We start from the raw sequence: 24,442 nt of genomic DNA, 5'->3' as shown, positions 1-24,442 counted from the left end.
ATGCGCCTGTCCCCGTTTCGATTAGGCGGCGTCGACGAGCACCAGCTCGGCGTCCTCCAACGCTTTCACGCGGATGACGGCCTCGTCTTGAATGGCCGCGCCATCGCGGGCGCTCAAAGCCACGCCGTTGACCTCGACCTTGCCGGTCGAGGGCACCAGGTAGCCCTTGCGGTCGGCGCCGATGGCGTACTCGGTGGTTTCACCGGCCTTCAGCGTCGCGCCCAGCACCCGGGCGTCGGTGCGGATCGGCAGGGCGTCGGTGTCGCCGTCGAAGCCGCTGGCCAGGGCTACGAACTTGCCGCTGCGGTCGCCCTTGGGGAAGGGCTTGGCGCCCCAGGCCGGGCCTTCGCCGCGTTTGTTGGGGATGATCCAGATCTGGAAGATCTTGGTCGCGGTGTTTTCCAGATTGTACTCGGAGTGGCGGATGCCGGTGCCGGCGCTCATCACCTGGACGTCGCCGGCCTCGGTGCGGCCCTTGTTGCCCAGGCTGTCCTGGTGGGTGATCGCGCCTTCGCGGACATAGGTGATGATCTCCATGTCGGCGTGCGGATGGGGCGGGAAGCCCGTACCGGCCGCGATGGTGTCGTCGTTCCACACCCGCAGGGCGCCATGGTGGACGCGGCGCGGGTCGTGGTAGTCGGCGAACGAGAAATGGTGCTTGGCGTCCAGCCAACCGTGGTTGGCGCCGCCCAGGCTGTCGAAGGTTCGAACGTCGATCATCTCGGTCTCCTGAGGGCCTCTTGAAGGAGAAGGCCGGGGCGGCCGTCTCTGTTGAGGAGAAGATGGCCTCTTGCGCCGCGCTCCGAAATGGAAATGATCGAAACTTACTGTTTCGGAAATCGCACTCATGAAGCTCCCCGACTTCGAGGCCTGGGCGGTGTTCGCCAAGGTGGCCGAGACCGGCTCTTTCGTCGGGGCGGCCGAGCAGCTGGTCCTGTCCAAGGCCACCGTCTCCAAGGCCGTCTCGCGGCTGGAGACCCGGCTGGGCGCGGCGCTCTTCCACCGGACCTCGCGACGACTGTCCCTGACCGAAGCCGGCCGCGCCTCGCTGCACCGCGCCGCCCACATCCTGCAGGAGGGCGAGGCGCTGGAGGCCGAGGCCTCGGCCCAGTCGGCCACGCCGCGCGGCCTGGTGCGGATGGCCGCGCCGATGTCGTTCGGGATCGCCCACCTGGGACCGGCCCTGCCGGAGTTCTTCGCCCTCTATCCGGAAGTGGCGGTCGAGCTGTCGCTATCGGACCAGCTGGTCGACATCGTCGAGGAGGGATTCGACCTGGCCCTGCGGATCTCGGCCCTGGAGGATTCCAGCCTGCTGGCCCGACGGCTGTGCCCGGTGCGGGTGATGCTGGTCGGCTCGCCGGCCTATCTCGACAGGCACGGCCGGCCCGGCCATCCCAAGGACCTGACCGCCCACCGCGGCCTGTTCTACACCGGCGGCCGGTCGCGCGACGCCTGGCGGTTCGAGCACGCCGAGCACGGACAGTATGCGGTCAGCGTGCCCTCGCCCCTGCGGGTCAACAACGCCGACATCCTGCGCCCCTCGCTGCTGGCCGGCCTGGGCCTGGCCATGCAGCCGGACTTCCTGTGCTGGGAGGACGTCAAGAGCGGCCTGCTGGAGGAGGTGCTGCCCGACTGGGCGCCGCCGCCCATCGCCATGCACCTGGTCACCCCGCCCAGCACCATCCGGCCGGCGCGCGTGGAGGTGCTGATCGCCTTCCTGGCCAAGCGGATGGCCAAGGCGCCGTGGTTGGCGAGCTGAGCTCAAACTCGTTCGCACATTTCTTCTTGATCGTCATTCCGGGCCCTGTGCCCGGAACCCCTGGTTCAGCGCGCAGGTGCGTCGCCATGGCGCGCCAGCGCGCCACACCCCTGCCCTTGCGGCTGGCAGAGGGGTTCCGGGCACAAGGCCCGGAATGACGGCGCTATTTTGTGAAGGATGGAAGAGCAACCAAGGCCTTGGGCCAGGGTCTCCCTAAGCCATCTCGTGCTTGTCGCTCAGGCATTCGCCGATGGCGCGGGCGCAGCCCGGCAAGCCCAGGGCGCCAATGAACGACATGGCGACCGCGCAGACCAGCATCACGGGTTGGAAGAAACGCATGCGAAAATCTCCACAGGCCAGTTCGTTCGGAAGGCGAGTTTCAACCCAGATAAGGCTGAAGCTTGACGTTTGTTCCTGCGAACCTTGGGTCCACGTCGGAAAAGCTCAGCATGCGGCAGATATGTCTCACCCGTATGTCAGTCTCCCAACGCATAGGCGACGCGAACGGCTTCAATCCGGGCCAGTTTTTCTTCGAGCGGCGACCAGTCGTCGGCCTGCGCGATCGGCGCCCACAGGGCCTCGACCTCGTCGATCAGCATCTCCTCCGGCTCCAGGACCTTGAAAACGGAGCTTTCCAGGCGTTCGGGGCGATCGGGCTCGAACCCCGACAGCTGGCGGCGGAAGTCGAGGAAGGCTTCCTGGCCGTAGAGCTCGGCGCGCGGGCCCGCCAGGGCGCGGGCCTCCGACGCCTCGCCGCCGAACCAGTCAAAGAAGAACGGCTCCCAGCGCAGCGAGTCGCCCCCTGCGGCCAGCGCCCCGAAGGCGGCCTGCACCAGGGCGATGTCCGCCTCGGCCGAGCGGCTCTTCAGGCCCAGGCGGTCCAGCATCGCCGCGCGCAGGGCGTCGCGATACAGGTCCGAGAAGGTGTTCAGCGCCGCGATCAGGCCGGCGTCGTCGGTGACCAGGGCCAGGCAGCCGGCCAGCTGTTGCAGGTTCCAGAACACCGCCTCGGGCTGGCGGCCGAAGCTGTAGAGGCCCGAATGGTCGAAATAGGCGGCGGTGAAGTTCGGGTCGTTATGGGGCAGGAAGCGCCAGGGCCCGTAGTCGAAGCTCTCGCCCGTCACCACCATGTTGTCGGTGTTGAGCACCCCGTGCACGAAGCCGGCGGCCATCCAGCGGGCCAGCAGCCGGGCGCTGGCGGCGACCGCCTGCTCCAGCAGCACGCGGGGTCGGTCCGGCTGGTCGGCCACGGCGGGGAAATAGGTCTCCACCGCGTGGTCGACCAGGGCGACGATGTTGTCGGGCCGCTCCAGGAAGGCCTGGCGCTGGAAAGTCCCGAACCGGATGTGGCTGTGCGACAGGCGGGTCAGCACCGCCGAGCGGGTGGGGCTGGGCTCGTCGCCGCGCACCAGGGCCTCGCCGGTCTCGACCAGGGAGAAGGCGCGGGAGGTCGGAACGCCCAGGGCTTCCAGCATCGCGGCCGCCAGGATCTCGCGCACCCCGCCCTTCAGGGTCAGCCGCCCGTCGCCGGCCCGCGACCACGGCGTCTGGCCCGAGCCCTTGGTGGCCAGGTCCAGCAACCTGCCGCTTCCCTGCTCGCGCAGCTGGGCGAACAGGAAGCCGCGCCCGTCGCCCAGGTCGGGGTTGTAGCTGCGGAACTGGTGGCCGTGATAGCGCATGGCCAGCGGCCCGGGCTGGTTGTCCGGCAACGGCGCGAAGCGCGCGAAGTGAGCCAGCCATTCGGCGTCGGTCAGCCCCTCCAGTCCCACGCTCGCCGCCGCCCGGTCGTTGCGGAACCGCAGGATCGTTTCGGGGAAGTCGGCGGGCGCGACGGGATCGGCGAACTCCGCCCCCAAGCGCATGAAGACCGGATCGGGGCGATAGGCGGCGGAGACGGGCATGGCGGGGACATGAGCCGCCCGGCCGTCCCGCGCAAGCGCTCCGACTTCATTTGAAGGCTGGCGGAAGGTTGGGGATGCTCGCCGAACGCTGTCGCTTCCGCGCAACAGCCGTTCTCAAACCTTTAATCCATAAGGTTTCTCCTTGCCGAGACACCAGCGGAACCGTAACCCTTGCGTGTCAATTCGAACAATCGTTCGGGTCACGACCAAATCAAAAGGCCGGGGCGGTGCAAGCGCTCAGGCCATAAAACGAACCGAGGTAGGAAATGCGCTTTACTCAGGTGCTTTGCGGCACGGCGTCCGCCGTCGTGCTCGCCGGTCTGACCCCTCTGGCGGCTCAGGCCCAAACCGCCGCCCAGGACACCGAAATCCCCACCGTCGACAGCATCGTCGTCACCGCCCAGAAGCGCGAGCAGAACCTGCAGGACGTGCCCGTGGTGGTCACCGCCGTCGGCGCCAAGCTGCTGCAGGACACCGGCGTCAAGGACATCAAGGACCTGACGATCCTGACCCCCGGCCTGACCGTGACCTCGACCTCGTCGGAAGCCTCGACCACCGCCCGCATCCGCGGCGTCGGCACGGTCGGCGACAACCCCGGCCTGGAAAGCTCGGTCGGGGTGGTGATCGACGGCGTCTACCGCCCGCGCAACGGCGTCGGCTTCGGCGACCTGGGTCAGATGGAGCGCATCGAGGTCCTGAAGGGCCCGCAAGGCACCCTGTTCGGCAAGAGCACCTCGGCCGGCGTCATCAACATCGTCACCAAGGAACCTGAGTTCGGCTTCGGCGCCGAGGCCGAGGCGACGATCGGCAACTTCAACGCCCACGGCCTGGCCGCCTCGGTGACCGGTCCGCTGTTCGGCACCGAGACCCTGGCCGCCCGCCTGTACGTCGCCGCCCGCGAGCGCGACGGCTATAACGACGTGGTCACCGGCAAGGGCCCCAGCGACCGCGACGAGGACGCCGACCAGGGCTTCTACACCGTTCGCGCCCAGCTGCTGTTCGTGCCGGACGACAAGGCCACCTTCCGGCTGATCGGCGACTACAGCAAACGTGACGAGAACTGCTGCGGCGCCGTGCAGATCCGCACCGGCCCGACCGCCGGCATCCTGGGCCTGCTGAACGGCGGCCCGGCCCTGGCCACCACCGCCGATCCCTATGCCCGCGTCGCCTATTCCAACCGCGGCGCGCCGTCGTCGATCGAGGACAAGGGCGTGTCGCTGCAAGGCGTGATCGACACCGACTTCGGCGAGATCACCTCGATCTCGGCCATCCGCAACTGGCGCACCGACAACGGCCAGGACTCGGACTTCACCACCGCCGACCTGGCCTACCGCAACAAGGACGGCACCAACTATTCGGAGTTTACCACCTTCAGCCAGGAACTGCGCCTGGCGGGCCAGACCGACAAGTTCGACTGGCTGGTCGGCGCGTTCCTGGCGGACGAGCGCCTCGATAACGAAGCCAACTTCAAGTACGGCAACAATTACGAGCAGTATCTGGGCCGCTTGCTGTCGCGGTCGGCCGCCAACCCGGCCGGCGTCGCCAACTTCGTCGCCCTGCTGCTGAACCGCGCGCCCAACACCAGCTTCGTCGGCGGCCAGGGCCTGCACGACACCTACAAGCAGCGCGCCACCACCGTCGCCGGCTTCACCAACAACACCTGGCACGTGACCGACGCCTTCGACATCACCGCCGGCCTGCGCTACTCGATCGACAAGAAGAACCTGAACACCTACCAGACCACCAGCGACGGCGGCGTGGCCTGCGCCACCGCCCTGTCGCCGGCCGGCCAGGCCCGCATCGCCGGCATCGTCGGCCCGGCCAACGCCGGCACGGTGATCGGCAACCTCTGCCTGCCCTGGGCCAACCCGCTGTTCAACGGCCGCGGCACCACCCAGAAGCGCTCGGACAAGGAATGGAGCGGCACCGTCAAGGCGTCGTACCGCTTCTCGCCGGAAGTGTTCAGCTACGCCTCGTACGCCCGCGGCTACAAGGGCGGCGGCTTCAACCTGGACCGCACCCAGTCGTCCAACGGCCTGCCCTCGGGCGCGCCGGGCATCGTGCCGATCCTGGACACCTCGTTCCCGGCCGAATTCGTCGACAGCTACGAGATCGGCCTGAAGAACACCCTGTTCAACCGCACGATCCTGTTCAACGTCACCGGCTTCTACCAGAAGTTCACCGACTTCCAGCTGAACACCTTCCTGGGCACCTCGTTCGCGGTGCGCTCGGTGCCGGAAGTGACCTCCAAGGGCGTTGACGTCGACTTCCTGTGGTTCACCCCGGTGCACGGCCTGTCGATCCAGAGCGGCCTGAGCTACGCCAAGACCACCTATGGCGACGACAAGGTCCCGAACGATCCGACCAACGCCCTGGCCCTGCTGCCCGGTAGCCAGATGTCGCTGGCCCCGAAATGGTCCGGCTCGGCCTCGCTGACCTACGAACGTCCGGTCGGCGACGCCCTGAAGGCTCGCTTCAACGTCGGCGCCAAGTACTCGTCCGACTACAACACCGGTTCGGACCTGTTCCCGCCAAAGGTCCAGAAGGACTTCACCGTGGTCAACGCCCGTCTCGCCCTGGGCGCGCAGGACGACAAGTGGACGATCGAGCTGTGGGGCCAGAACCTGTTCAACGAAGAGTACGAACAGGTGGCCTTCAACGGCTTCCTGCAGGGCTCGTCGGGCCTGAGCGCCACCAACGCCACCTACGTGCCGGCCAACGACACGATCACCTACGACGCCTTCCTCGGCGCGCCGCGCACCTACGGCCTGACCCTGCGGGCCAAGTACTAGGCCAAGACCAGATCGGCGGCGGCCTCACGGCCGTCGCCGTCCAGACGGGAGGGCGATCCGGGCGACCGGGTCGCCCTTTTCGTTTGGCCGCTTTGGCCCTTAACCAAGCTTTCCTCGAATCCCGAAGCGCCTCACCCTGCGGTCAGGGGATTCGCTGCGGGAGGCCCATCGCATGAAGACCGTCCGGCTGCTCGGCGTCTGGGTCTGTCTGTTGCTGGGCCTGGCCATCGCCAACCTGGCCCTGCGAACGCCGCCGCCCTTGCCGGCCAACGCCCCGGCCGACCAGTTCTCGGCCGCCCGCGCCATGGCCGACGTCCGCGCCATCGGCCGCAAGCCCCATCCGATCGGCTCGAACGAGATCGTCCAGGTGCGCGACCACCTGCTGGGCCGGATCAATGGCCTGGGGCTGGAGGTGCTGGTGCGTCCCGGCGAGGGGGTGCGCGAGGCGGCCAGCTGGTCGCCACGCTCGGTCGCCGTCGGCGCGGTGCAGAACATCGTCGCCACCCTGCCCGGCGCCGACCGCGACGCCCCGGCCGTGCTGGTGATGAGCCACTACGACACCGTCCACAACTCGCCCGGCGCGGCCGACGACTCCGCCGGCGTCGCCGCGGCCCTGGAGATCGCCCGCGCCCTGAAGGCGGGCCCCACTCCCGCCCGCGACGTGATCTTCCTGTTCACCGACGGCGAGGAGCCGGGCCTGCTGGGCGCCGAGGCCTTCTTCGGCCGCGACCCGCTGCGCGAGCATGTGGGCGTGGTCGTCAATCTGGAGGCCCGGGGCGACGCCGGCCGCGCGGCCATGTTCCAGACCGGCCCCGACAGCGGCGACCTGATCCGCCTCTATGCCGGCGCCGCCCGCCAGCCGACCGCCAACTCGCTGGCCGCCGCCGTCTATGCGCGGATGCCCAACGACACCGACTTCACCCATGCCCTGCGCAAGGGCCTGCCCGGCCTGAACTTCGCCTTCATCGACGACCAGCTGGCCTATCACACGCCTCTGGCCACCCCCGAGCACCTGAACCAGGGCAGCCTGCAGAACCTGGGCGACCAGGCCCTGCCCGCCGTCCGGGCCCTGGCCATGGGCGCGGCCCTGCCGGCCCGGTCGCCGGACCTGATCTATTCCGATGTCCTGGCGCGCGGGCTGGTGGCCTATCCGGTCAATGTGGGCTGGGCGATCCTGGGGCTGGCGGGGGCGCTGATCCTGTTCACCGGCTGGCGCGCCCTGCGCGGCAAGGCCGTGACCTTCGTCGAAATCCTGCGCGGCATCGCCGGCTTCCTGCTGCTGGCCGCCGGCGCGGTCCTGGCCCTGCACCTGGCCGGCCGCCTGATCGGGATCGCCGACCAGCAGCGCTATTACGCGATGCTGGGCCAGTTCAACCTGCTGCTGCCGGGCGCCGGGGTGCTGCTGATCGGGGTGTGCCTGACCGTGCTGATCCTGCAGGCGCGCGGCGCCGGCGGCGTCTGGGGCCGGGTCTGGATCAGCCTGGCGGGCCTGGCGGCGGGCGGCGCCTGCAGCCTGGTCGGCGGCTTCGACCAGGTCGGCCTCGGCCTCGGTGTCGCGGTGGTCGTCCTGGCCTGGCTGGGCCTGGGCAAGGGCGTCGGCGTGTTCGGTGCCTGGCTTGGCGCGCTGCTGGTGGTGCTGGGTCTGGCGGTCGCGGTTCAGGCCCTGCTGCCCGGCGGCTCGGTGATGCTGGCCTGGCCGCTGCTGGCCGCCAGCCTGGCCGCCGCCCTGGTCATGGCCGTGGGCGGGACCCGCGACCGCCGGGTCGCCTGGCTCCTGACCCTGGCCGTCTGCGTCGTGGCCGTCGCCGTCGTCGCCCAGCTGGGCGCCTGGGGGGCCTGGACCTTCGCGGGCGTGGGGCTGGAGGAGCCGGCGGTGCTGGCGGCGTTCGCGATCCTGGCCGCCCCGGCCCTGCTGCCCCTGGCCTTCGACTTCGCCGCCTATCGCTGGGCCCCGGTCTTCGCCGGCCTGGCCGTGGCGGCGGGGGTCGGGCTGCTGGCCTATGCGGGCCTGGGCGACAGCGGGCCGACCCGGCCGCAGCTGGCCGAGGCCAGCCACCTGGCCGACCTGTCGACCGGCACGGCCTGGCGGGTCGCGCCCCAGCCGCGCCTGGACCCGTGGTCGCGGGTGGTGCTGTCGGACAACGACGCCAAGCCGGTGCGCCAGGCCTATCCGCCGCTCTACCGCAACCCGGTGTGGATGGCCCCGACCGCCGTCCTGCCGGTCGAGCGGCCGGTGCTGTCGATCGACCGGTCCGGCGACCGCCTGCTGGTTCGCGCCGTGCCCACGGCCGGGGCCGAGGTCCTGACCCTGCGCCTGCGGCCCAGCATCGCCCTGAGCCAGCCGCGCCTGAACGGCCGCCCGATCGCCCTGCCCACCCAGGCCGGCCAATGGACCAGCCTGTCCTACCACGCCCCCGACCCCAACGGCGTCACCCTCAGCTTCACCGCCCGCGAGGCCGGCAAGGTCGAGGTGGCCGTGGTCGAGATCCGCGACGGCTGGCCGCGCGGCGCCTCGGCCATCCCCGCCAAGCCGGCGGGACTGATGGGCGGCGGCTATTCGGACAAGACCATCGTGCTGGATCGCGGCGCGCTGGCCTGGCCGGCGTTCGTGGAGGGGGCGGAGGACGTGGAGTAGATCCTTCTCCCCTTGCGGGAGAAGGTGGCCTCCGAAGGAGGTCGGATGAGGGGTCTCTCAGAAACCAAACGGAAAAAGGGCCGCACGGCTTTCGCCGGTGCGACCCCTCATCCGTCAGTTTCGCTGACACCTTCTCCCACAAGGGGAGAAGGAAATCCCTACTCCGCCGCCTGCTTGGCCGAATAGCCCAGCACGGCCTTGGTCTCGAGGAATTCGCCGAACGCGTGGTCGCCCCATTCGCGGCCGTTGCCGCTCATCTTGTAGCCGCCGAACGGGGCCATCAGGTCGGGGCCGGCGCCGTTCAGGATCACCTGGCCCGCCCGCAACTTGGACGCCACGGCGCGGACTTCGGCCTGGTCATTGCCCGACACATAGGCCGCCAGGCCGTATTCGGTGTCGTTGCCGATCTCGACCGCCTGGTCGACGCCGTCATAGCCGAGGATGGCCAGCACCGGGCCGAAGATCTCCTCCTTGGCGATGGTCATGGTCGGGGTGACATTGGCGAACACCGTCGGCTTGACGTAGTAGCCGGTCTCCAGCCCCTCAGGCTTGCCCGGACCGCCGGCCACCAGGGTCGCGCCCTCGTCGACGCCCTTCTGAATCAGGCCCTGGATCTTGTTCCACTGCACTTCGGACACCACCGGGCCCAGCTTGGAATTGCCGTTCGGGTCGCCCACCGTGTGAGCCTCGGCCGCGGCCTTGGCGATGGCGATCACCTCGTCCATGCGCTTTTGCGGCACCAGCATGCGGGTCGGGGCGTTGCACGACTGGCCCGAGTTCATCATCACCGAGGCCACGCCGCCGCCGACCGCCTTCTGGAAGTCGGCGTCGTCGAGGATGATGTTGGGGCTCTTGCCGCCCAGCTCCTGATGTACGCGCTTGACGGTCGGGGCGGCGTTGCGGGCCACCTCGATGCCGGCCCGGGTCGAGCCGGTGAACGACACCATGTCCACCTCGGGATGCGAGGACAGCGCCGCGCCCACCGTCGGACCGTCGCCGTTGACCAGGTTGTAGACCCCGGCCGGCACGCCGGCGGCCGCCAGGATCTCGGTCCAGACCCAGGCCGAGAACGGGGCCACTTCCGAGGGCTTGAGCACCATGGTGCAGCCGGTGGCCAGGGCGGGCGCGACCTTGCAGGCGATCTGGTTGATCGGCCAGTTCCACGGCGTGATGAAGGCGCAGACCCCGATCGGCTCCTTGACCAGCCGCGTCGCGCCGCGATCCTCTTCGAACTTGTAGTCCTTCAGCACCTGGAGCGCGGTCTGGACGTGGGCGATGCCCATGGCCGCCTGCGCCCGCTGGGCCAGCCACGACGGGGCGCCCATCTCCTCGGTAATGGCCTTGGCCATGTCCTCGAAGCGCTTCTGGTATTCGGCGATGATCCGCTCGAGCAGGTCGACGCGCTCCTCGCGGCTGGTCTGGGAATAGCTGGCGAAGGCCTTGCGGGCGGCGCGGACGGCGATGTCGACATCCTCGGCCGTGCCCAGGGTCACCCGGCCGGCGACGGTCTCGGTGGCCGGATTGATCACGTCCACCGTCTGGGAGCCTTTCGGCTCGACCCACTGACCGTCGATGTAGAACTTCAGGTAGTCGCGCATGCCGTGCTCCTCCGTTCGGGGTCGTTCACGTCCGGCGGGACGGCGGCCCTCGTTCAAACATCCATTTTAATGATCGTTGATCACTGGGGAAGGCCTGATCGTTCACCCCTCACCACATCGGGTCGCATTCGGCCCCGTGCAACGCCTCGGCGATGCGCTGGCGGGTGCTGGGGGTGGTGTCGGCCGGCAGGGCGTCGGGCGCGAACCAGCCGGCCTCGTGGATCTCGCCTTGGGCGCTGGCCGCGCAGGGCTCCCAGGCGTGGACGCGATAGAGCAGCACGTGGTCGCCCGGATGGCGCGGCTCGTTGCTGTGCACCGAGACCAGGGTCGGCCGCCCCAGCACGCGCACGCCGGCCTCTTCCTGCATTTCCCGCGCCAGGGCCGTCTCGGCGGTCTCGCGCCGCTCGACCCCGCCGCCCGGCAGGTACCAGCCGTGGACATAGGTGTGCTGCACCAGCAGCACCCGTCCCTCGCCGTCGGTGACCACCCCGCGCACGCCCAGGGTCAGGCCGCGCCGCCAGCGGAACCAGGCATAGACCAGCGGACGGGTGAAGGGTTCGACATGGCGGCGCCAGAGCATGGGCCGAACCTAGGGCATTCTCGAGCGAAGGGGCGCCCGGCTCGGATGAAGAAAATACCCGGAAACAATTCCGAAGCTCTTCCGACCTGATGGCGTCAAGCCCCTCACACGTTCGCCTAACGCGTTATGGGCTGGGGCAGGTTCAGAAGCTCTACGGCCGAGTTGTAGTTGCGCTGCATCATGTTGAAGTCCTCGGCGCTGCGGCTCCGCTTGAGGTCGCGATAATTGCCGATCATCGAGGTCAGCTGGTCGGCCGCGATCTGGCGGGTCGGACCGATCTGGCCGCCCGTCTTGGCCTTCGCCTCGGCATAGGCCTTGCGCTGGTCGGCCAGGGTCGTCTCCAGCTGGGCGACGATCGCGTCGCCCTTGGCCAGGGTCGCCGGATCGCTGAGGTCCTCGGGCGACTGGAACAGGTCGACCAGGGACTCCGACTGCTGCAAGGCCAGCTTGCTGTTGTAGGCCAGCAGGTCGCCGCGCGCCTTGAGCGCTTTCAACTCCACGGCCAGGTGCTTGTTGCGCTCGGCCTTGAGCGCTTCGGAAAAGGCGTCCATGTCGGTCAGGGCGGTCTGGAACTCGGCCTTCATCAGCGGGTCTTCGCTCTTGCCGCGCGCCAGGCCGTCCTCGCGATAGGCCTTGCTGTCATAATAGACCTGCAGCGGGCGCAGGCGGGCCAGCACCTTGTCGAGATCGGCGATCAGGGTGTCGGCGGCCTGATCGACCGCCTTGGAACCGCCAGGCATGGCCCGGGCGCTCTTGAGGGCGTCCTGCGCCTGCTCGATCCAGCCGGCCGAGACGATGATGGTGTCCTGGGCCGATTGGCGCGAAATGTCGGCCTTGGCGTAGTCGTCGGCGGTCTCCACCAGGCCGTAGGTTCCGACCAGCTTGTTGAACCCTTCGGTATAGGCGCTGACCTTGGCCATGTCGGTCGGGTTCTTGGCGGTCGTCGCGATCCCGTCGGCCGACTTGCCGCCGGGAAGCTTGTCGCAGCCGCCCAGGATCAGGGCCGCCGCCACCGCCGTCGCCACGATCGAAACCGAAGCCGCGGCCCGGCCCTTGCCCTTGTTTTTCTTGATCACGCTGAAGCTCCCCTGACGACACGAAGCTAGACAACGTCGGACGCCGCGAAAGGCTCCCTGAGGTTGAGCACTTTTCCATCGGGCGAGCGGGCGAGCCTTGCCCCGCGCCCGCCGCCCCGCTAAAGCCGCTGCACGTCCATCCTCAAACCGGAACCACGCTCATGCTCGCGATCGGCGTCATCGCCATTTTCCTGGTGGTCATCCTCGGCCTGAACAAGTTCGAGTTCGGCCGTTTCGACTAAGACCGTGGAAACGCGCGGCGCGGCCCTGGTCACCGGCGCCGGCCGCCGGCTCGGTCGCGCCCTGGCCCTGGAGGCCGCGCGGGCCGGGTTCGACGTCGCCGTCCACTACCGCACGGCTCGGCCAAGCGCTGCGAACGACGCCCAGGCCGTCGCCGACGAGATCGCCGCCCTGGGCCGCCGCGCCGTCGTCCTCGACGCCGAGCTGGCGGACGAGGACCAGGCCGCCGGCCTGATCCCCCGCGCCGCCCAGGCCCTGGGCCCCGTGACCCTGCTGGTCAACAGCGCCTCGACCTTCGAGCACGACCGCCTGGCCACCGCCGACCGCGCCAGCTGGGACGCCCACCTGGACGCCAACCTGCGGGCCCCGGTCGTCCTGGCCCAGGCCTTCGCCGCCGCCTTGCCGGCCGAACGGCAGGGCCAGATCGTCAACATCGTCGACCAGCGCGTGCTGCGGCCCAACCCGCAGTTCTTCAGCTACAGCCTGTCCAAGGCCGGCCTGTGGTGGGTCACCCGGACCATGGCCCAGGAGCTGGCGCCGCGCATCCGCGTCAACGCCATCGGCCCTGGCCCGACCCTGGCCTCGACGCACCAGGCGCCCGGCGAGTTCGAGCGCGAGGCCGCCGGCACGCCGCTGGAACGGGCCGTTTCGCCGGACGACGTCGCCGCGGCCCTGCGCTACCTCATTGACGCCAGGGCGGTCACGGGCCAGATGATCGCGGTCGACGCGGGTCAGCATCTAGGCTGGCGCACGCCGGACATCATCGGTTCCTGAGAGTCGCCGTGGCCGCCCAACCCCTGACCAACGCTCCGAACACGGTTCCCCAGCCGACGCCGGCCCGGGTGATCGTCACCAAGGTGTTCGTGCGCGGCCTGAAGGTCGACGCCTGGATCGGGGTCTACGACCACGAACACGGCCGCCAGCAGCCCCTGGTCATCGACGTCGAGCTGGACGTCGCCGCCAGCCACTGCGAGGCCCTGGGCGACACGGTCAATTACGAGACCATCCTGCAGGCCGCCCAGGCCATCGCCGCGGAGGGCCATATCGACCTGGTCGAGACCTTCGCCGAGCGCCTGGCCCAGGCCTGCTTCGCCGACGGCCGCGTGACCCGCGCCCGGGTGCGGGTCGAAAAGCCCCTGGCCCTGGCCCCCCACGCCGCCGCGGCCGGGGTGGAAATCACCGCCGTCCGGGGGTGAGCCGCCGGCCATGAGCGAGCTTTCGCACCGCGCCCGCATTTCCCCCTTCCAGCCGGAGACCGTCTGGACGCTGGACGGCGCGGCGCTGGTCGAGCGCCGCGGCCCGCGCGAACAACGCTTCCCGCTGTCCAACCTCACGGTCTTCCGCCTGGCCAGGCCGCGCGCGGGCGGGCGCCGCCGCGTGCTGACCCTGGCGTTCGGCCGCCGCAAGACGATCCTGACCGCCCAGAGCTATGTCGGCCCCGGCCGGTTCGACGACCGGCTGGCCAGCTTCTCGCTGTTCGCCCGCGCCGTGGCGGCGGTCGCGGCGGATCTGGCGCCCTCGAGCGGGAAGGCAGGCCCGCGCTTCGAAGTGGCCGGCGTCATGGCCGCGCGCGAGGGGCTGACCTGGACGATGGGGCTGCTGGCCTTCGGCGCGGTGGTGATGCTGCTGTTCGCCTTCAGTCCCGGCATGCTGGCGATCTCCATCGAGATCGCCGCCCGCATGGTCTTCCTGCTGATCCTGCTCGGCGCGGCCCTGCCCTGGGTCGGACGCGGCCAGGGCCTGGACCCGCACGCCTTGCCGGACGACCTGCTGCCGAGCGGCTAGCGCTCCTCACCCGCATCGCGGGGGAGGTGGCGCGCTGCGAATACGCAGCGTGACGGAGGGGGCGTCGTGCGGCGGCCGGACGCCCCCTCCGTCCGCTTCGCGTCCACCTCCCCCGCGATGCGGGTGAGGAGAAGAACCCGACCTTACGCGACCTTCATTTGCATCCGCCGGCGATATTGACGACCATCGGCCCATGACCCAGGTCGACCCCGATCCCGCCGTCCCGCCCGCCCTGCAGGACGACAAGACCATGCCCGTGGTGGTCTATGCCCTCTACCTAGCCGCCCTGCTCTCGGCCGGCGCGACCGCCGTGGTCGGGGTGATCCTGGCCTATGTGAGCCAGGACGCCGCGCCCGAATGGCTGCGCAGCCACTACGTCTTCCAGATCCGCACCTTCTGGCTGTCGCTGCTGTTCAGCCTGATCGGCCTGGTGCTGACGCCGATCGGCGTCGGCTTCGTGATCCTGCCGGCGGTCGGCGTCTGGGTCGCGGTGCGATGCATCCTTGGCCTGTCCTGGCTGTTGAAGACCCAGCCCTATCCCACGCCCAGGAATTGGATGATCTGATGAGCGACGCCGCCCCAGCCGCCTCCGCCCCGCCCACCGACCGCGCCGAAGAGGACAAGGTCCTGCCGATCGTGGTCTACGCCCTGTACCTGCTGGGCTTCACCAACGGCCTGACCTTCCTGGCCGGACTGATCGTCGCCTATCTCAACCGCGAGACGGCCGGGCCGATCAACGCCAGCCACTACACCTTCGCGATCCGCACTTTCTGGCTGTCGATCTGGTGGTTCCTGATCGGCCTGGCGCTGTTCCTGGTCGGCCTGGCCCTGGCGGTGCTGCTGATCGGCATCCCGATGCTGGTGGTCGGCGGGACGATCATGGGCGCGATCGGCGTGTTCCTCGTGGTCCGCTGCGTCCTGGGGCTGGTTTACCTGCTGAAGGGCGAGGCCTATCCCCGGCCCCGCACCTGGCTGGTCTGACGCGGGCGTCCGGACACAAAAAATCCCGGAGCGCCGAAGCCCTCCGGGATCCTTGATTCAAACTGGAAGCGCCGTCAGGCCGCCACCAGCGCCCGCCGCACCAGCCGGGCATAGTCGTCCATCAGCGACAGCGACAGGTCGGCCGGCGTGAACTTGAACTCGCCGATCTCCGACACCGGGGTGACCTCCGCGGCGGTGCCGACGATGAAGCACTCGGTGAAGTCGGCCAGCTCGCGCTTCTCGATATGGCGCTCGACGACCTGGATCCCGCGTTCCTTGGCGATCTGGATCACCGTCTGGCGGGTGATGCCGTTCAGGATGCAGTCGGGCGTCGGAGTATGCAGCACCCCGTCCTTGACGAAGAACACGTTGGCCCCGGTCGCCTCGGCGATATAGCCGCGATAGTCGACCATCATCGCGTCGGCGTAGCCGTCCTTCTCGGCGGCGTGCTTGGAGATGGTGCAGATCATGTAGAGGCCGGCGGCCTTGGCGGCGGTCGGGATCGTGTTCGGGGCCGGACGGTCGTACCTGGCCCAGGTCAGGCGGATGCCCTTGGCCTTGGTCGCCGGGTCGAAATAGCTGGGCCATTCCCACACGGCGATGGCCACGTGGATCCGGGTCTGCTGGGCCGAGACGCCGATCATCTCGCTGCCGCGCCAGGCGATCGGCCGGACATAGCAGTCGGTCAGGCCGTTCTTGGCGGCGGTTTGCTTGCACGCCTCGTCGATCTGCTCCACCGTGTAGGGGATCTGGAAATCGAGGATTTCAGCCGATTTGAACAGGCGCTCGGTATGCTCGGTCAGCTTGAAGATCTCGCCGCCATACATCCGCTCGCCCTCGAACACCGACGAGGCGTAGTGAAGGCCGTGGGTCAATACGTGCACCTTCGCCTCGCGCCAGGCGACGAACTGGCCGTCCAGCCAGATCCAACCATCGCGATCGTCGAAGGGAACGAGAGACATCGGTCCAAGACCTCCTTATTTGGAACCCGGCTCTTAGACGCTCCGAGCCGGCGAAGGTCAAATAAAATGGACGCAAGCTGATGGCCGGACCGCTTTCATCGGGACCTCCAAGCGCCCCGATCGGGGGCATGTCCGGCGGTTCGACCGACCCGCGGCTGATCCTCGGCGAGGAGCAGTTGGACAGCGGGCTGGAGCTGCTGCTGCTGGCCGAGGCGGGCCTATGGGCGGCGGTCGACGCGGCCCTGGAGGGCGAGGGCCCAGGCCTGGGCCGCTCGCACTGGCGCGCCGCCTTCCTGCTGCGCCGCCGCCCGGGCATCGGGGTGCAGGACCTTTCCAGGCTGACCAGCCTGTCCAAGCAGGCGGCCAGCAAGACCCTGGCCGACCTGCAGCGCCTGAGCCTGGCCCAGAAGGCGGCCGGCGACCTGGACGCGCGCCGTCGGCCGGCCGAGCTGACTCCCGAGGGGATCGCCTTCGAATACCGGGTGGCCGAGCGCCTGCGCACCCTGCTGGGCCGCGCCTATCGCACCGGCGGCCTGGACGGGGTGGCGGGGGCGCGGCGGATCCTCGCGGCCCTGGCCGGACCGCGCCAGGGCGTCGGCCTCAATCGTCGGGACGGGCTATGACCCCAGAGGAACGCGCGGACCGCCACCTGCTGGTCGTCGACGACGACGACCGCATCCGCACCCTGCTCAAGGAATTCCTGACCCGCGCCGGCTTCCGGGTCAGCGCCGCGGCCGACGCCGCCCACGCCGACCGGCTGACCGGGTCGATGGACTTCGACCTGCTGGTGCTGGACGTGATGATGCCGGGCGAGGACGGCTTTTCGTTCACCAAGCGGCTGCGGGCCAAGGGCGGCGAGGCGGGCAAGACGCCGATCCTGATGCTGACCGCCCGCGACCAGACCCGCGACCGGATCGAGGGCCTGACCCACGGGGCCGACGACTACCTGGCCAAGCCGTTCGAGCCGCGCGAACTGCTGCTGCGCATCGAGTCGATCCTGCGCCGGTCGGCCCCCAAGCCGTCCGGCCCTCGCGCGCTGAGCCTGGGCGACTGCGCCTTCGAGCCCGAGCGCGGCGAGCTGACCCGCGACGGCGAACCGATCCGCCTGACCGAGGCCGAGGTCGCCCTGCTGCGCCGCCTGGCCCGGGCCGCCCACGCCCCGGTAGACCGCCTGGAACTGGCCCGCGACACCGTCGACGCCACCGGCCGCGCCGTCGATGTCCAGGTCACCCGCCTGCGCCGCAAGATCGAGCCGGACCCGAAGAATCCGAGGTACCTGCAGACGGTGCGCGGGATCGGCTACCGGCTGGCGCCGGATTGATGGCGGTTCGCTTTTCAAACTCCTCCCCCTGTGGGGGAGGCGGTCGCGAAGCGACCGGTGGGGGGATGTGTTCAGAGGTGGGAGCACTCCCCCCACCGGCGCATTCGCGCCACCTCCCCCACAGGGGGAGAACCTGATGATCCGCCTGCGCACCCGCCTGTTCATCCCCCGCCAGATCAAGCGGTGGCTGCCGACTTCGCTGTTCGGCCGCAGCCTGCTGATCATCGTCCTGCCGGTGGCGGTGATGCAGATCGCCGTCACCTGGGCGTTCTTCGACGCCCACTGGGAGACCGTCACCAGCCGCCTGTCCGAGGGCCTGGCCGGCGACGTCGCCTGGGCGGTGCAGACCTACAAGGACGATCCCTCGCCCGCCGCCCTGGACAAGATGGCCGAGCGGGCCGAGGAATCGATGTCGCTGTCGATCGCCCTGCAGAAGGGCCGCAAGCTGCCGACCGGCCAGCGGCCCTCGCTGTTCGCCTCGCTGGACCGCTCGCTGCGCACCGCCCTGGACGACCGGCTGGACGACCCGTTCTGGTTCGACACCACGCGCTATCCCGGCCACGTCGACATCCGCGTGCAGGTCAAGGAAGGGGTGCTGCGGATCATCGCCCCGCGCGACCGGGCCTTCGCCACCCAGGGCCATATCTTCATCCTGTGGATGGTGGTGGCGACCCTGCTGCTGACGGCGGTGGCGATCCTGTTCATCCGCAACCAGGTGCGGGCCATCGAGCGCCTGGCCGACGCCGCCGACGCCTTCGGGCGCGGCATCGACCAGGCCGCCTTCAAGCCGCACGGCGCGCGCGAGGTGCGCCAGGCGGCCACGGCCTTCCTGGCCATGAAGGCCCGCATCCAGCGCCATATCGAGCAGCGCACCGCCCTGCTGGCCAGCGTCAGCCACGACCTGCGCACGCCCCTGACCCGGCTGAAGCTGGAGATCGCCCTGGCCGAGCCCAGCCCACAGCTGGAGGCCATGGCCCGCGACCTCTCCGAAATGGAGCACATGATCGACGAATACCTGGCCTTCGCCCGCGGCGAAGGGGGCGAGGAGAGCCGCCAGGTGCTGCTGCGGCCGCTGATCGAGGGCGTCTGCGACGGCGCCCAGCGGGCCGGCGCCAGGGTCGAGCTGTCGATCGGCGACGACCTGACGGCCATCCTGCGGCCCAACGCCTTCAAGCGCGCCCTGGCCAATCTGATCGACAACGCCGCGGCCCATGGCGAAACCGTGCGGGTGTCGTCCACCGCCGCCCCGGCCGGCGGGGTGTGGATCTTCGTCGACGACGACGGCCCCGGCATCCCCGAAGACCGTCACGAGGAGGCCTTCCGCCCTTTCAACCGCCTGGACGAGTCGCGGAACCAGAACGAGAAGGGCGTCGGCCTGGGCCTGGCCATCGCCCGCGACATGGCGCGGGGCCTGGGGGGCGAGCTGACGCTGCAGAAGTCGCCGATGGGGGGGCTCAGGGCGGTGTTGCGGTTGCCGGGGTAGAGCGGCTGACGGGGAATCTGACGGGGACAGGTACATGTACCTGTCCCCGGCCGCACGCCCCCAGCCGCGCCTACCGCATCGCCGCTTCGATCAACCGCGGCCCCGGCTCGCGCATCGCCCTATCCATCGCCGCGTCGAACGCCTCCGCCGTCTGGACCCGCTCGGCCGGAACGCCCAGCCCGGTCGCCACCGACACCCAGTCGATCCTCGGATCGCCGAGGTCCAGCAGCCGCGACGCCGCCGGCCCTGGCTCGCCGCCGCCGGTGCGGCCCATCTCGATGCCGAGGATGCGGTAGGCGTGGTTGGCGAACACCACCACCGTCACGTCCAGCCGTTCGCGAGCGATCGTCCACAGGCCCTGGACCGTGTACATCCCCGCCCCGTCGCCGGTCAGGGCCAGGACCTTGCGGTCGGGACAGGCCACGGCGGCGCCGATGGCCAGCGGGATCCCCTGGCCGATCGCCCCGCCGGTCAGGGACAGCCAGTCGTGGGCGCGGGCGCTCCTGGTCTGGGTGAAGATCGGCAGGCCGGCGGTCACCGCGTCGTCGGAGATGATCGCGCCGGCGGGCATGTGACGGGCGATCGCCGCGCCCATCGCCCAGGCGTCCAGCTTGCCAGTCGGAGCGGCGGGCGGCGGGTAGGGCTCGACCGCTCCAGTCGCCGGGGCGCCCAGCAGCTCTGCAAGGGCCTCGAGCGCGGCGGCCGCATCGGTCCCCCGGTCGCCGAGCGCCAGGGTCGCGCAGCCGTCGGGGACCAGCACGCTGGGCCGGTCAGGATAGGCGAAGAAGGCCACGGGCTGCGTGGTGGCGACCAGCACCATCAGGTCGACGCCATCCAGGTCCTTCAGGGCCTGCTCGCCGAAATAGGGCAGCTTGTCGGGCCGGAAGCGGCCCTCGCCGCGCGCCTGGCGGGCGGTGAAGGTGTCGGTCAGCACCCGCACGCCGGTCGCCGCGACCCGTCCGGCCGCGGCGAGGGCCGCCTCGCCGCACGCGCCGCTTCCCAGCAGCAGCACGGGCTTGGCCGCCGCCTTCAGGGCCTTGGCTGCTTCAGCGACAGCGGCCGGGTCGGGCGCGCGGAAGCGGGGCCGCTCGATCACCGGCCCGGCGGCGTTGGTCTCGTTCCAGGCGCTGTCGGCCGGCAGGATCAGGCAGGCGCCGCCGCCTGGGGCGCCGAGGCTGGCGGCCACCGCCTCGGCGGCCAGCGGCCCGACCGCGTCGGCGCTGTCGGCCGACCGGACCCAGACGGAATTGGGCGCGGCCAGGGCGGCGATGTCGGAGTTCAGCGGCGCGTCGTATTGGCGATGGTCGACGGCGTGATCGCCGATGATGTTGACGATCGGCGTGAAGGCGCGGCGGGCGTTGTGCAGGTTGGCCGCGCCGTTGGCGTAGCCGGGCCCCAGGTGCAGCAGGGTGCAGGCCGGCGTCCCGGTCATCCGCCCGTAGCCGTCGGCCGCCCCCGTCGCCACGCCCTCGAACAGACACAGCACACTGCGCATGCGCGGCTCGCGGTCCAGGGCGGCGACGAACTGCATCTCGCTGGTGCCGGGATTGGCGAAGCAGGCGGTGACGCCGTTGTCGGCCAGGGTGGTGATCAGGGCGTCGGCGCCGTTCATGGTCTTCTCCGTACCGTTCGGACCAGCTTCTGACATTTCGTTGGCGACGCCAACGCTGGTTGCGGTTCGAGGGCGCCCAAGAAAAGATCCTCCCCCTGTGGGCAGGGCTATCGCATATGAAGAACGAAAGGTGGACGGCCTGAGCCGTGCGTCCAATCGAGACCAAAAAGGCAGGCTCGTGAGTCTGTTTGGATTCGTTTTGTTCGCCTTTTGGTAGAGCTTGCCTCGATCCAACGCGGGCTCTCGATAGGACGAATCCATATGCGATACCCCTGCCCCTGTGGGGGAGGTGTCGGCGAAGCCGACGGAGGGGGGAGTGGTCGGATAGCAGCCGGGTCCATGACCGCCCCTCAAAACTCCCCCCACCGGCCTTCGGCCGCCTCCCCCACAGGGGGAGGGTTTGGTTCAGCCGAACACCATCACCCCGTCGTCCGGCTCGTCCGCGAACAGGCGCGCCAGCTCGGCCGGCCGCCGCTCGCGCGCCAGGGCCTGGTTGATGTAGCCCTTGTCGGTCAGCTCGCCCGAGGCCGCGTCGGGCGCGCCGTCCAGGATCAGGGCGCGGGTCACCTTGCCGCCGCCCTTGGCCAGGCCGTTCAGGCGCTCCAGGCCGGCCCGGATCGCCGCCTTCACCGCCTCGGGGTCGCCGATCCGCAGGCAGGCCTTGGGGTCGAGGAACAGCATCAGCCCCACGCCCTCGCGGCCCTCGCCGCAGACCACCGCGTCTGACACCGCCCCGGCGATCGCCGAGACCGCCGCCACCCGCAGCGCCCCGGCCACCACGAACGTGCCGTTGGCCAGCTTGAAGTTCTCGACCAGCCGCCCGTCGAACACCAGGCCGGCGGCGGGATCCAGCCGGTCGGCCAGCCGGGCCGCGTCGCCCAGGCGGTAGAAGCCGTCCTCGTCGAAGGCGGCGGCCGAGGCCTGCGGCATGTCCAGATAGCCGGGCGAGACCTGCGGGCCCTTCACGCGGATCTCGAACTTGTCGGGCGGGCCGTCGAGGACCGGGACCAGCTTGACCGCCGTGCCGGGGGTGGGCAGGCCGACCATGCCAGCGCGGGCGTTCAGCCAGTGGATGTTGCAGGCGGTCGGGCCGGTCTCGGTGGCCCCGTAGCCGGCCGCGAAGGTCACCCGGCGGCCGATCGTCCGCAGAGCCACGGCCTGGACCCGGTCGAGGATCGACTGAGCCATCGACGCCCCGCCATACTGCAGCACGCGCACCTTCTCGAAGAACCTGGCCGCCAAGGCCGGGTCGCGCTCCAGCTCGCCGACCAGCAGGCCCCAGCCGGCCGGGACCATGTTGTGATAGGTCGTCGCCACCTCGCCCAGGTTGCGCACAGTCTCGTCGAACCTGCCAGCCAGCGGCTGGCCACCATCGATGTACAAAGTCCCGCCCCGGTGCAGCACCATATGCAGGATGGCGTTGGCGCCCAGGCTGTGGCTCCAGGGCGCGGAATTGACCAGCACCGGCGGGTCGGGGTCCTCGTAGCAGGCGGCGATCTGGGCGGCGTTCAGGGCGATGTTGGCGTGGGTGCAGATCACAGCCTTGGGCTGGCCGGTCGAGCCCGAGGTCAGCAGCAGCTTGGCGACGTCGTCGGGCCGGCAGACGGGCGGCTGGGGCTCCGAATCGAGCAGGGTTTCCAGCGCCAGTTGGCCGTGGCCAGCGTTGCGGCTGGCGATCACCGGCAGGCCGGCCAGGAACGGCGCGGCCAGGGCGTCGGCCAAGGCCTCAGCGTCGTCGACATAGACCGCCGCCGGCTTCAGCCGCTCGACCGCGAAGGCCAGGCGCGAGAGGTCCGCGCCTCTCAGGCCGTACTGCGGCGACACTGGCGCGATCGGCGCGCCCAGGCTCATGGCCGCGTAGCCGACCAGGGCGTTGTCGATCCCATTGCGGGCCAGGATCAGCAAGGGCTTGCCGCGCGACAGGCCCAGGTTCGAAAGGCCGCTGGCCAGGCGCGCCACCTGGTCCGCCGCCTCGGCGTAGGTCATGGTCCGCCATCCCGCCGCGCCCACGGGCTCATGGGGCCGCTCGGCCAGCCAGACGCGGTGCGGGGCCTGCGACGCCCAGCGGACCAGCGGCGCGGTCACGGTCTGGACGGTGCGCGAATAGGGGGTTGGGTTGCTCAGGATCAGGATGTCGCCGCGCCGCTCGACCTCCAGCGCCCGGGGCGCGTAGCGGGCGTCGCGAAACGGCGCGTGGGTCTCTGACGTCCCATCCATGCGGGGAGTGTTAACTGGACTCGGGCGGGTGGCAATGGCGGTTCGTCGACCAAGCTCCCCTCTCGGTTCGTCATCCCGGGCCCCGCGCCTACCGCAACCGACAAAGCGCCCTCGACCGCCCACGGAAACGAACCAGCGGCCTTGCGCCGCGAGGTCTATACGAGGCGAATGAAGACGTTCGTAGTCAGCCGTTCCCGGCATCCCAGGTCCGTGAAGTGATCTGGAGGAATCATTCCCGAATGAAGAGCATTGCTTGGGTAAACGGCAATTCTGCCACAGTGCCCGGTGATCGCGGCGGTCATTTCATATTCGTCATTTGATCCGCACATATAACGTTCACGAGCCCCAAGATGCTGTATCGATGCTAGATAGTATTCGAGCTTATCTTCGGTTATTCGCTCCAATCCAGTGGCGCGATGGCGGTAGAGGGCAGTGCCCATGGTGGGGGTCAGGTAGTGTAAAATGGCGATCATCTTGCCACTGGTGTCATCAAAATGCGGGTAGCTCTGATACCTCGTGAGTTTTTCGGGGCGCGTCGTGACCCTTGATAGGGATGCCGATGTCGCCCCCGCAATGTCTGCGTTGAATGCATCGCTGATAATGGGCGCCAAGGTGTTCAACATGGGACTGATGTAATCAGCCATCAGGCTATCGCCTGGCATGATGAAATGGCGCTCACCTGGGTATGGGCCTGTAGCTTGCGGGTAGGGAGACAGCGCACGCGCGCGACTGACAATCGCGTCAAGGCCGGCGACATAGTTGTCGACAATCAGGACCGGCACTTTTTCGTGTCCGACATTGAGCAAGTGTGGTTCGATTATTGTCCGCCTTTTCGAGCCTGCCGGTCCGCCGTCGGCCTCCAGATCAGTCCGCCGCCCCACAAGCGCAGAACCAAAACTATCCCGGACCGCTATTGCGATCGAGGCGCAAAGTCAACCACGGGTCGGCGCCGTCAGCCTAACCGCAACTCGCCTCCGCTTAGCAACAAGAGATGGGCGGAGGCATTAGAGATTTACGTGTGCGACGATATCTAATTGATACTGCCGTCTAATTTATACCGCCATAAGGCCGACCTTCTTGAGGCTATCTCACCTTGGCCTATAGTTATCTTCACGGTCATTGACTGGGCTGGGGAGCCTATACTGCCCACGCCACATGATCGTGGTCAGGTTAGAAGTAGGTGGGCGTCGCCAATGTCACCGACGTGCTCGAAGCTACGGCAGCACAAACGGGATCGCCCGGTCTTGGCCTTCGGTCGTCATATTGCCGGGATCAGTTCCAGCAGAACTCGGTTTCCGACTGCCAAAGCTTGTGGAGCAGGATGGCGAGCTTCCGGGCGACCGCGACACGGGCGCGCTCGGCGCGTCGTCGCACCACACCTTTGCCCTTGTGGCGGACAGAGGGTTCCCGGGCCTTGTTGTTCAGTCCGGGGACATAGCTGACACTTGTTCGGGGACATAGCTGACACCTCTCTGCGAGCAAACCATTGCTCCAACAGGC

Annotated in this window: 21 protein-coding genes and 1 pseudogene; 11 read left to right on the top strand and 11 right to left on the bottom strand. The window is 69.3% G+C overall.

The genetic code is table 11. The features are described from left to right. Positions 1 to 21: 21 nt before the first annotated feature. Positions 22 to 720, bottom strand: coding sequence for a pirin family protein (locus tag J2X41_RS21110; RefSeq protein WP_310085451.1), 699 nt, complete (start codon positions 718 to 720; stop codon positions 22 to 24). 127 nt (positions 721 to 847) lie between these two features. Here J2X41_RS21110 and J2X41_RS21105 point away from each other — a divergent pair, with 127 nt between their 5' ends. After that, positions 848 to 1,759: a LysR family transcriptional regulator gene (locus tag J2X41_RS21105; RefSeq protein WP_310085448.1), complete on the top strand. Its 912-nt coding sequence runs from the start codon at positions 848 to 850 to the stop codon at positions 1,757 to 1,759. Positions 1,760 to 1,972: 213 nt separating this feature from the next. Here J2X41_RS21105 and J2X41_RS21100 read toward each other — a convergent pair whose 3' ends face one another. Continuing rightward, a complete protein-coding gene (locus J2X41_RS21100; protein WP_007667460.1) occupies positions 1,973 to 2,098 on the bottom strand; it encodes a hypothetical protein in 126 nt (41 codons plus the stop codon). A gap of 137 nt (positions 2,099 to 2,235) precedes the next feature. Further along, positions 2,236 to 3,660 (bottom strand): protein adenylyltransferase SelO family protein, encoded by a 1,425-nt coding sequence (locus J2X41_RS21095; RefSeq protein ID WP_310085445.1) that lies wholly within the window; start codon positions 3,658 to 3,660, stop codon positions 2,236 to 2,238. Between the two features lie 266 nt (positions 3,661 to 3,926). Here J2X41_RS21095 and J2X41_RS21090 point away from each other — a divergent pair, with 266 nt between their 5' ends. After that, positions 3,927 to 6,452 (top strand): TonB-dependent receptor, encoded by a 2,526-nt coding sequence (locus tag J2X41_RS21090; RefSeq protein ID WP_310085442.1) that lies wholly within the window; start codon positions 3,927 to 3,929, stop codon positions 6,450 to 6,452. A gap of 172 nt (positions 6,453 to 6,624) precedes the next feature. Next, positions 6,625 to 9,087: a M28 family metallopeptidase gene (locus J2X41_RS21085; RefSeq protein ID WP_310085439.1), complete on the top strand. Its 2,463-nt coding sequence runs from the start codon at positions 6,625 to 6,627 to the stop codon at positions 9,085 to 9,087. Positions 9,088 to 9,245: 158 nt separating this feature from the next. Here the strand turns inward: J2X41_RS21085 and J2X41_RS21080 are convergent, their stop codons facing one another. From J2X41_RS21080 to J2X41_RS21070, 3 genes are all read right to left on the bottom strand, one after another. Then, positions 9,246 to 10,685, bottom strand: coding sequence for an aldehyde dehydrogenase family protein (locus tag J2X41_RS21080; protein WP_310085436.1), 1,440 nt, complete (start codon positions 10,683 to 10,685; stop codon positions 9,246 to 9,248). 109 nt (positions 10,686 to 10,794) lie between these two features. After that, on the bottom strand, positions 10,795 to 11,265 hold the full coding sequence (locus J2X41_RS21075) for an NUDIX domain-containing protein (protein ID WP_310085433.1): 471 nt from the start codon (positions 11,263 to 11,265) through the stop codon (positions 10,795 to 10,797). Between the two features lie 116 nt (positions 11,266 to 11,381). Continuing rightward, a complete protein-coding gene (locus J2X41_RS21070; RefSeq protein WP_310085430.1) occupies positions 11,382 to 12,341 on the bottom strand; it encodes a DUF3829 domain-containing protein in 960 nt (319 codons plus the stop codon). Positions 12,342 to 12,587: 246 nt separating this feature from the next. Between J2X41_RS21070 and J2X41_RS21065 the strand changes: the two genes are divergently transcribed. The 5 genes from J2X41_RS21065 (at position 12,588) to J2X41_RS21045 (ending at position 15,347) form a co-directional block, all read left to right on the top strand. Beyond that, a complete protein-coding gene (locus J2X41_RS21065; RefSeq protein ID WP_310085427.1) occupies positions 12,588 to 13,355 on the top strand; it encodes an SDR family oxidoreductase in 768 nt (255 codons plus the stop codon). Positions 13,356 to 13,378: 23 nt separating this feature from the next. Then, a complete protein-coding gene (folB, locus tag J2X41_RS21060; RefSeq protein WP_310085744.1) occupies positions 13,379 to 13,777 on the top strand; it encodes a dihydroneopterin aldolase in 399 nt (132 codons plus the stop codon). Between the two features lie 10 nt (positions 13,778 to 13,787). Next, positions 13,788 to 14,366, top strand: coding sequence for a hypothetical protein (locus J2X41_RS21055; protein WP_310085424.1), 579 nt, complete (start codon positions 13,788 to 13,790; stop codon positions 14,364 to 14,366). A 193-nt stretch (positions 14,367 to 14,559) separates the two neighbouring features. Beyond that, the gene (locus J2X41_RS21050) at positions 14,560 to 14,931 is read left to right on the top strand and encodes a hypothetical protein (RefSeq protein WP_310085421.1); all 372 of its coding nucleotides are present in this window, start codon (positions 14,560 to 14,562) and stop codon (positions 14,929 to 14,931) included. Beyond that, a complete protein-coding gene (locus tag J2X41_RS21045) occupies positions 14,931 to 15,347 on the top strand; it encodes a hypothetical protein (RefSeq protein ID WP_310085418.1) in 417 nt (138 codons plus the stop codon). The genes J2X41_RS21050 and J2X41_RS21045 overlap by 1 nt, the downstream gene beginning before the upstream one ends. A 74-nt stretch (positions 15,348 to 15,421) precedes the next feature. Here the strand turns inward: J2X41_RS21045 and J2X41_RS21040 are convergent, their stop codons facing one another. Continuing rightward, the gene (locus J2X41_RS21040; protein ID WP_310085416.1) at positions 15,422 to 16,309 is read right to left on the bottom strand and encodes a branched-chain amino acid aminotransferase; all 888 of its coding nucleotides are present in this window, start codon (positions 16,307 to 16,309) and stop codon (positions 15,422 to 15,424) included. Positions 16,310 to 16,437: 128 nt separating this feature from the next. Here J2X41_RS21040 and J2X41_RS21035 point away from each other — a divergent pair, with 128 nt between their 5' ends. The 3 genes from J2X41_RS21035 to J2X41_RS21025 all read left to right on the top strand — a co-directional run bounded on the left by J2X41_RS21035 (position 16,438) and on the right by J2X41_RS21025 (position 19,113). After that, complete coding sequence (locus J2X41_RS21035; RefSeq protein ID WP_310085413.1) at positions 16,438 to 16,932, top strand: helix-turn-helix domain-containing protein; 495 nt, start codon at positions 16,438 to 16,440, stop codon at positions 16,930 to 16,932. Continuing rightward, the gene (locus tag J2X41_RS21030) at positions 16,929 to 17,630 is read left to right on the top strand and encodes a response regulator (RefSeq protein ID WP_310085409.1); all 702 of its coding nucleotides are present in this window, start codon (positions 16,929 to 16,931) and stop codon (positions 17,628 to 17,630) included. Before J2X41_RS21035 ends, J2X41_RS21030 begins: the two co-directional genes overlap by 4 nt. A 136-nt stretch (positions 17,631 to 17,766) precedes the next feature. Then, the gene (locus tag J2X41_RS21025) at positions 17,767 to 19,113 is read left to right on the top strand and encodes an ATP-binding protein (protein WP_310085406.1); all 1,347 of its coding nucleotides are present in this window, start codon (positions 17,767 to 17,769) and stop codon (positions 19,111 to 19,113) included. A gap of 70 nt (positions 19,114 to 19,183) precedes the next feature. Here the strand turns inward: J2X41_RS21025 and J2X41_RS21020 are convergent, their stop codons facing one another. The 4 genes and pseudogenes from J2X41_RS21020 to J2X41_RS21005 all read right to left on the bottom strand — a co-directional run. Continuing rightward, positions 19,184 to 20,725, bottom strand: a complete 1,542-nt coding sequence (locus J2X41_RS21020) for an acetolactate synthase large subunit (RefSeq protein ID WP_310085403.1) — start codon at positions 20,723 to 20,725, stop codon at positions 19,184 to 19,186. A 405-nt stretch (positions 20,726 to 21,130) separates the two neighbouring features. Then, positions 21,131 to 22,942, bottom strand: a complete 1,812-nt coding sequence (locus tag J2X41_RS21015; RefSeq protein ID WP_310085400.1) for a feruloyl-CoA synthase — start codon at positions 22,940 to 22,942, stop codon at positions 21,131 to 21,133. A 155-nt stretch (positions 22,943 to 23,097) separates the two neighbouring features. Continuing rightward, on the bottom strand, positions 23,098 to 23,748 hold the full coding sequence (locus tag J2X41_RS21010; protein WP_310085397.1) for a DUF6445 family protein: 651 nt from the start codon (positions 23,746 to 23,748) through the stop codon (positions 23,098 to 23,100). Positions 23,749 to 24,214: 466 nt separating this feature from the next. Then, a pseudogene (locus J2X41_RS21005) lies at positions 24,215 to 24,442 on the bottom strand (hypothetical protein); the annotation flags it as partial.

Source organism: Caulobacter sp. BE254, assembly GCF_031457295.1.
GTDB lineage: Bacteria > Pseudomonadota > Alphaproteobacteria > Caulobacterales > Caulobacteraceae > Caulobacter.
The sequence above is the reverse complement of the archived record's forward strand: the minus strand, read 5'-3'. Positions and strand labels throughout refer to the sequence as shown.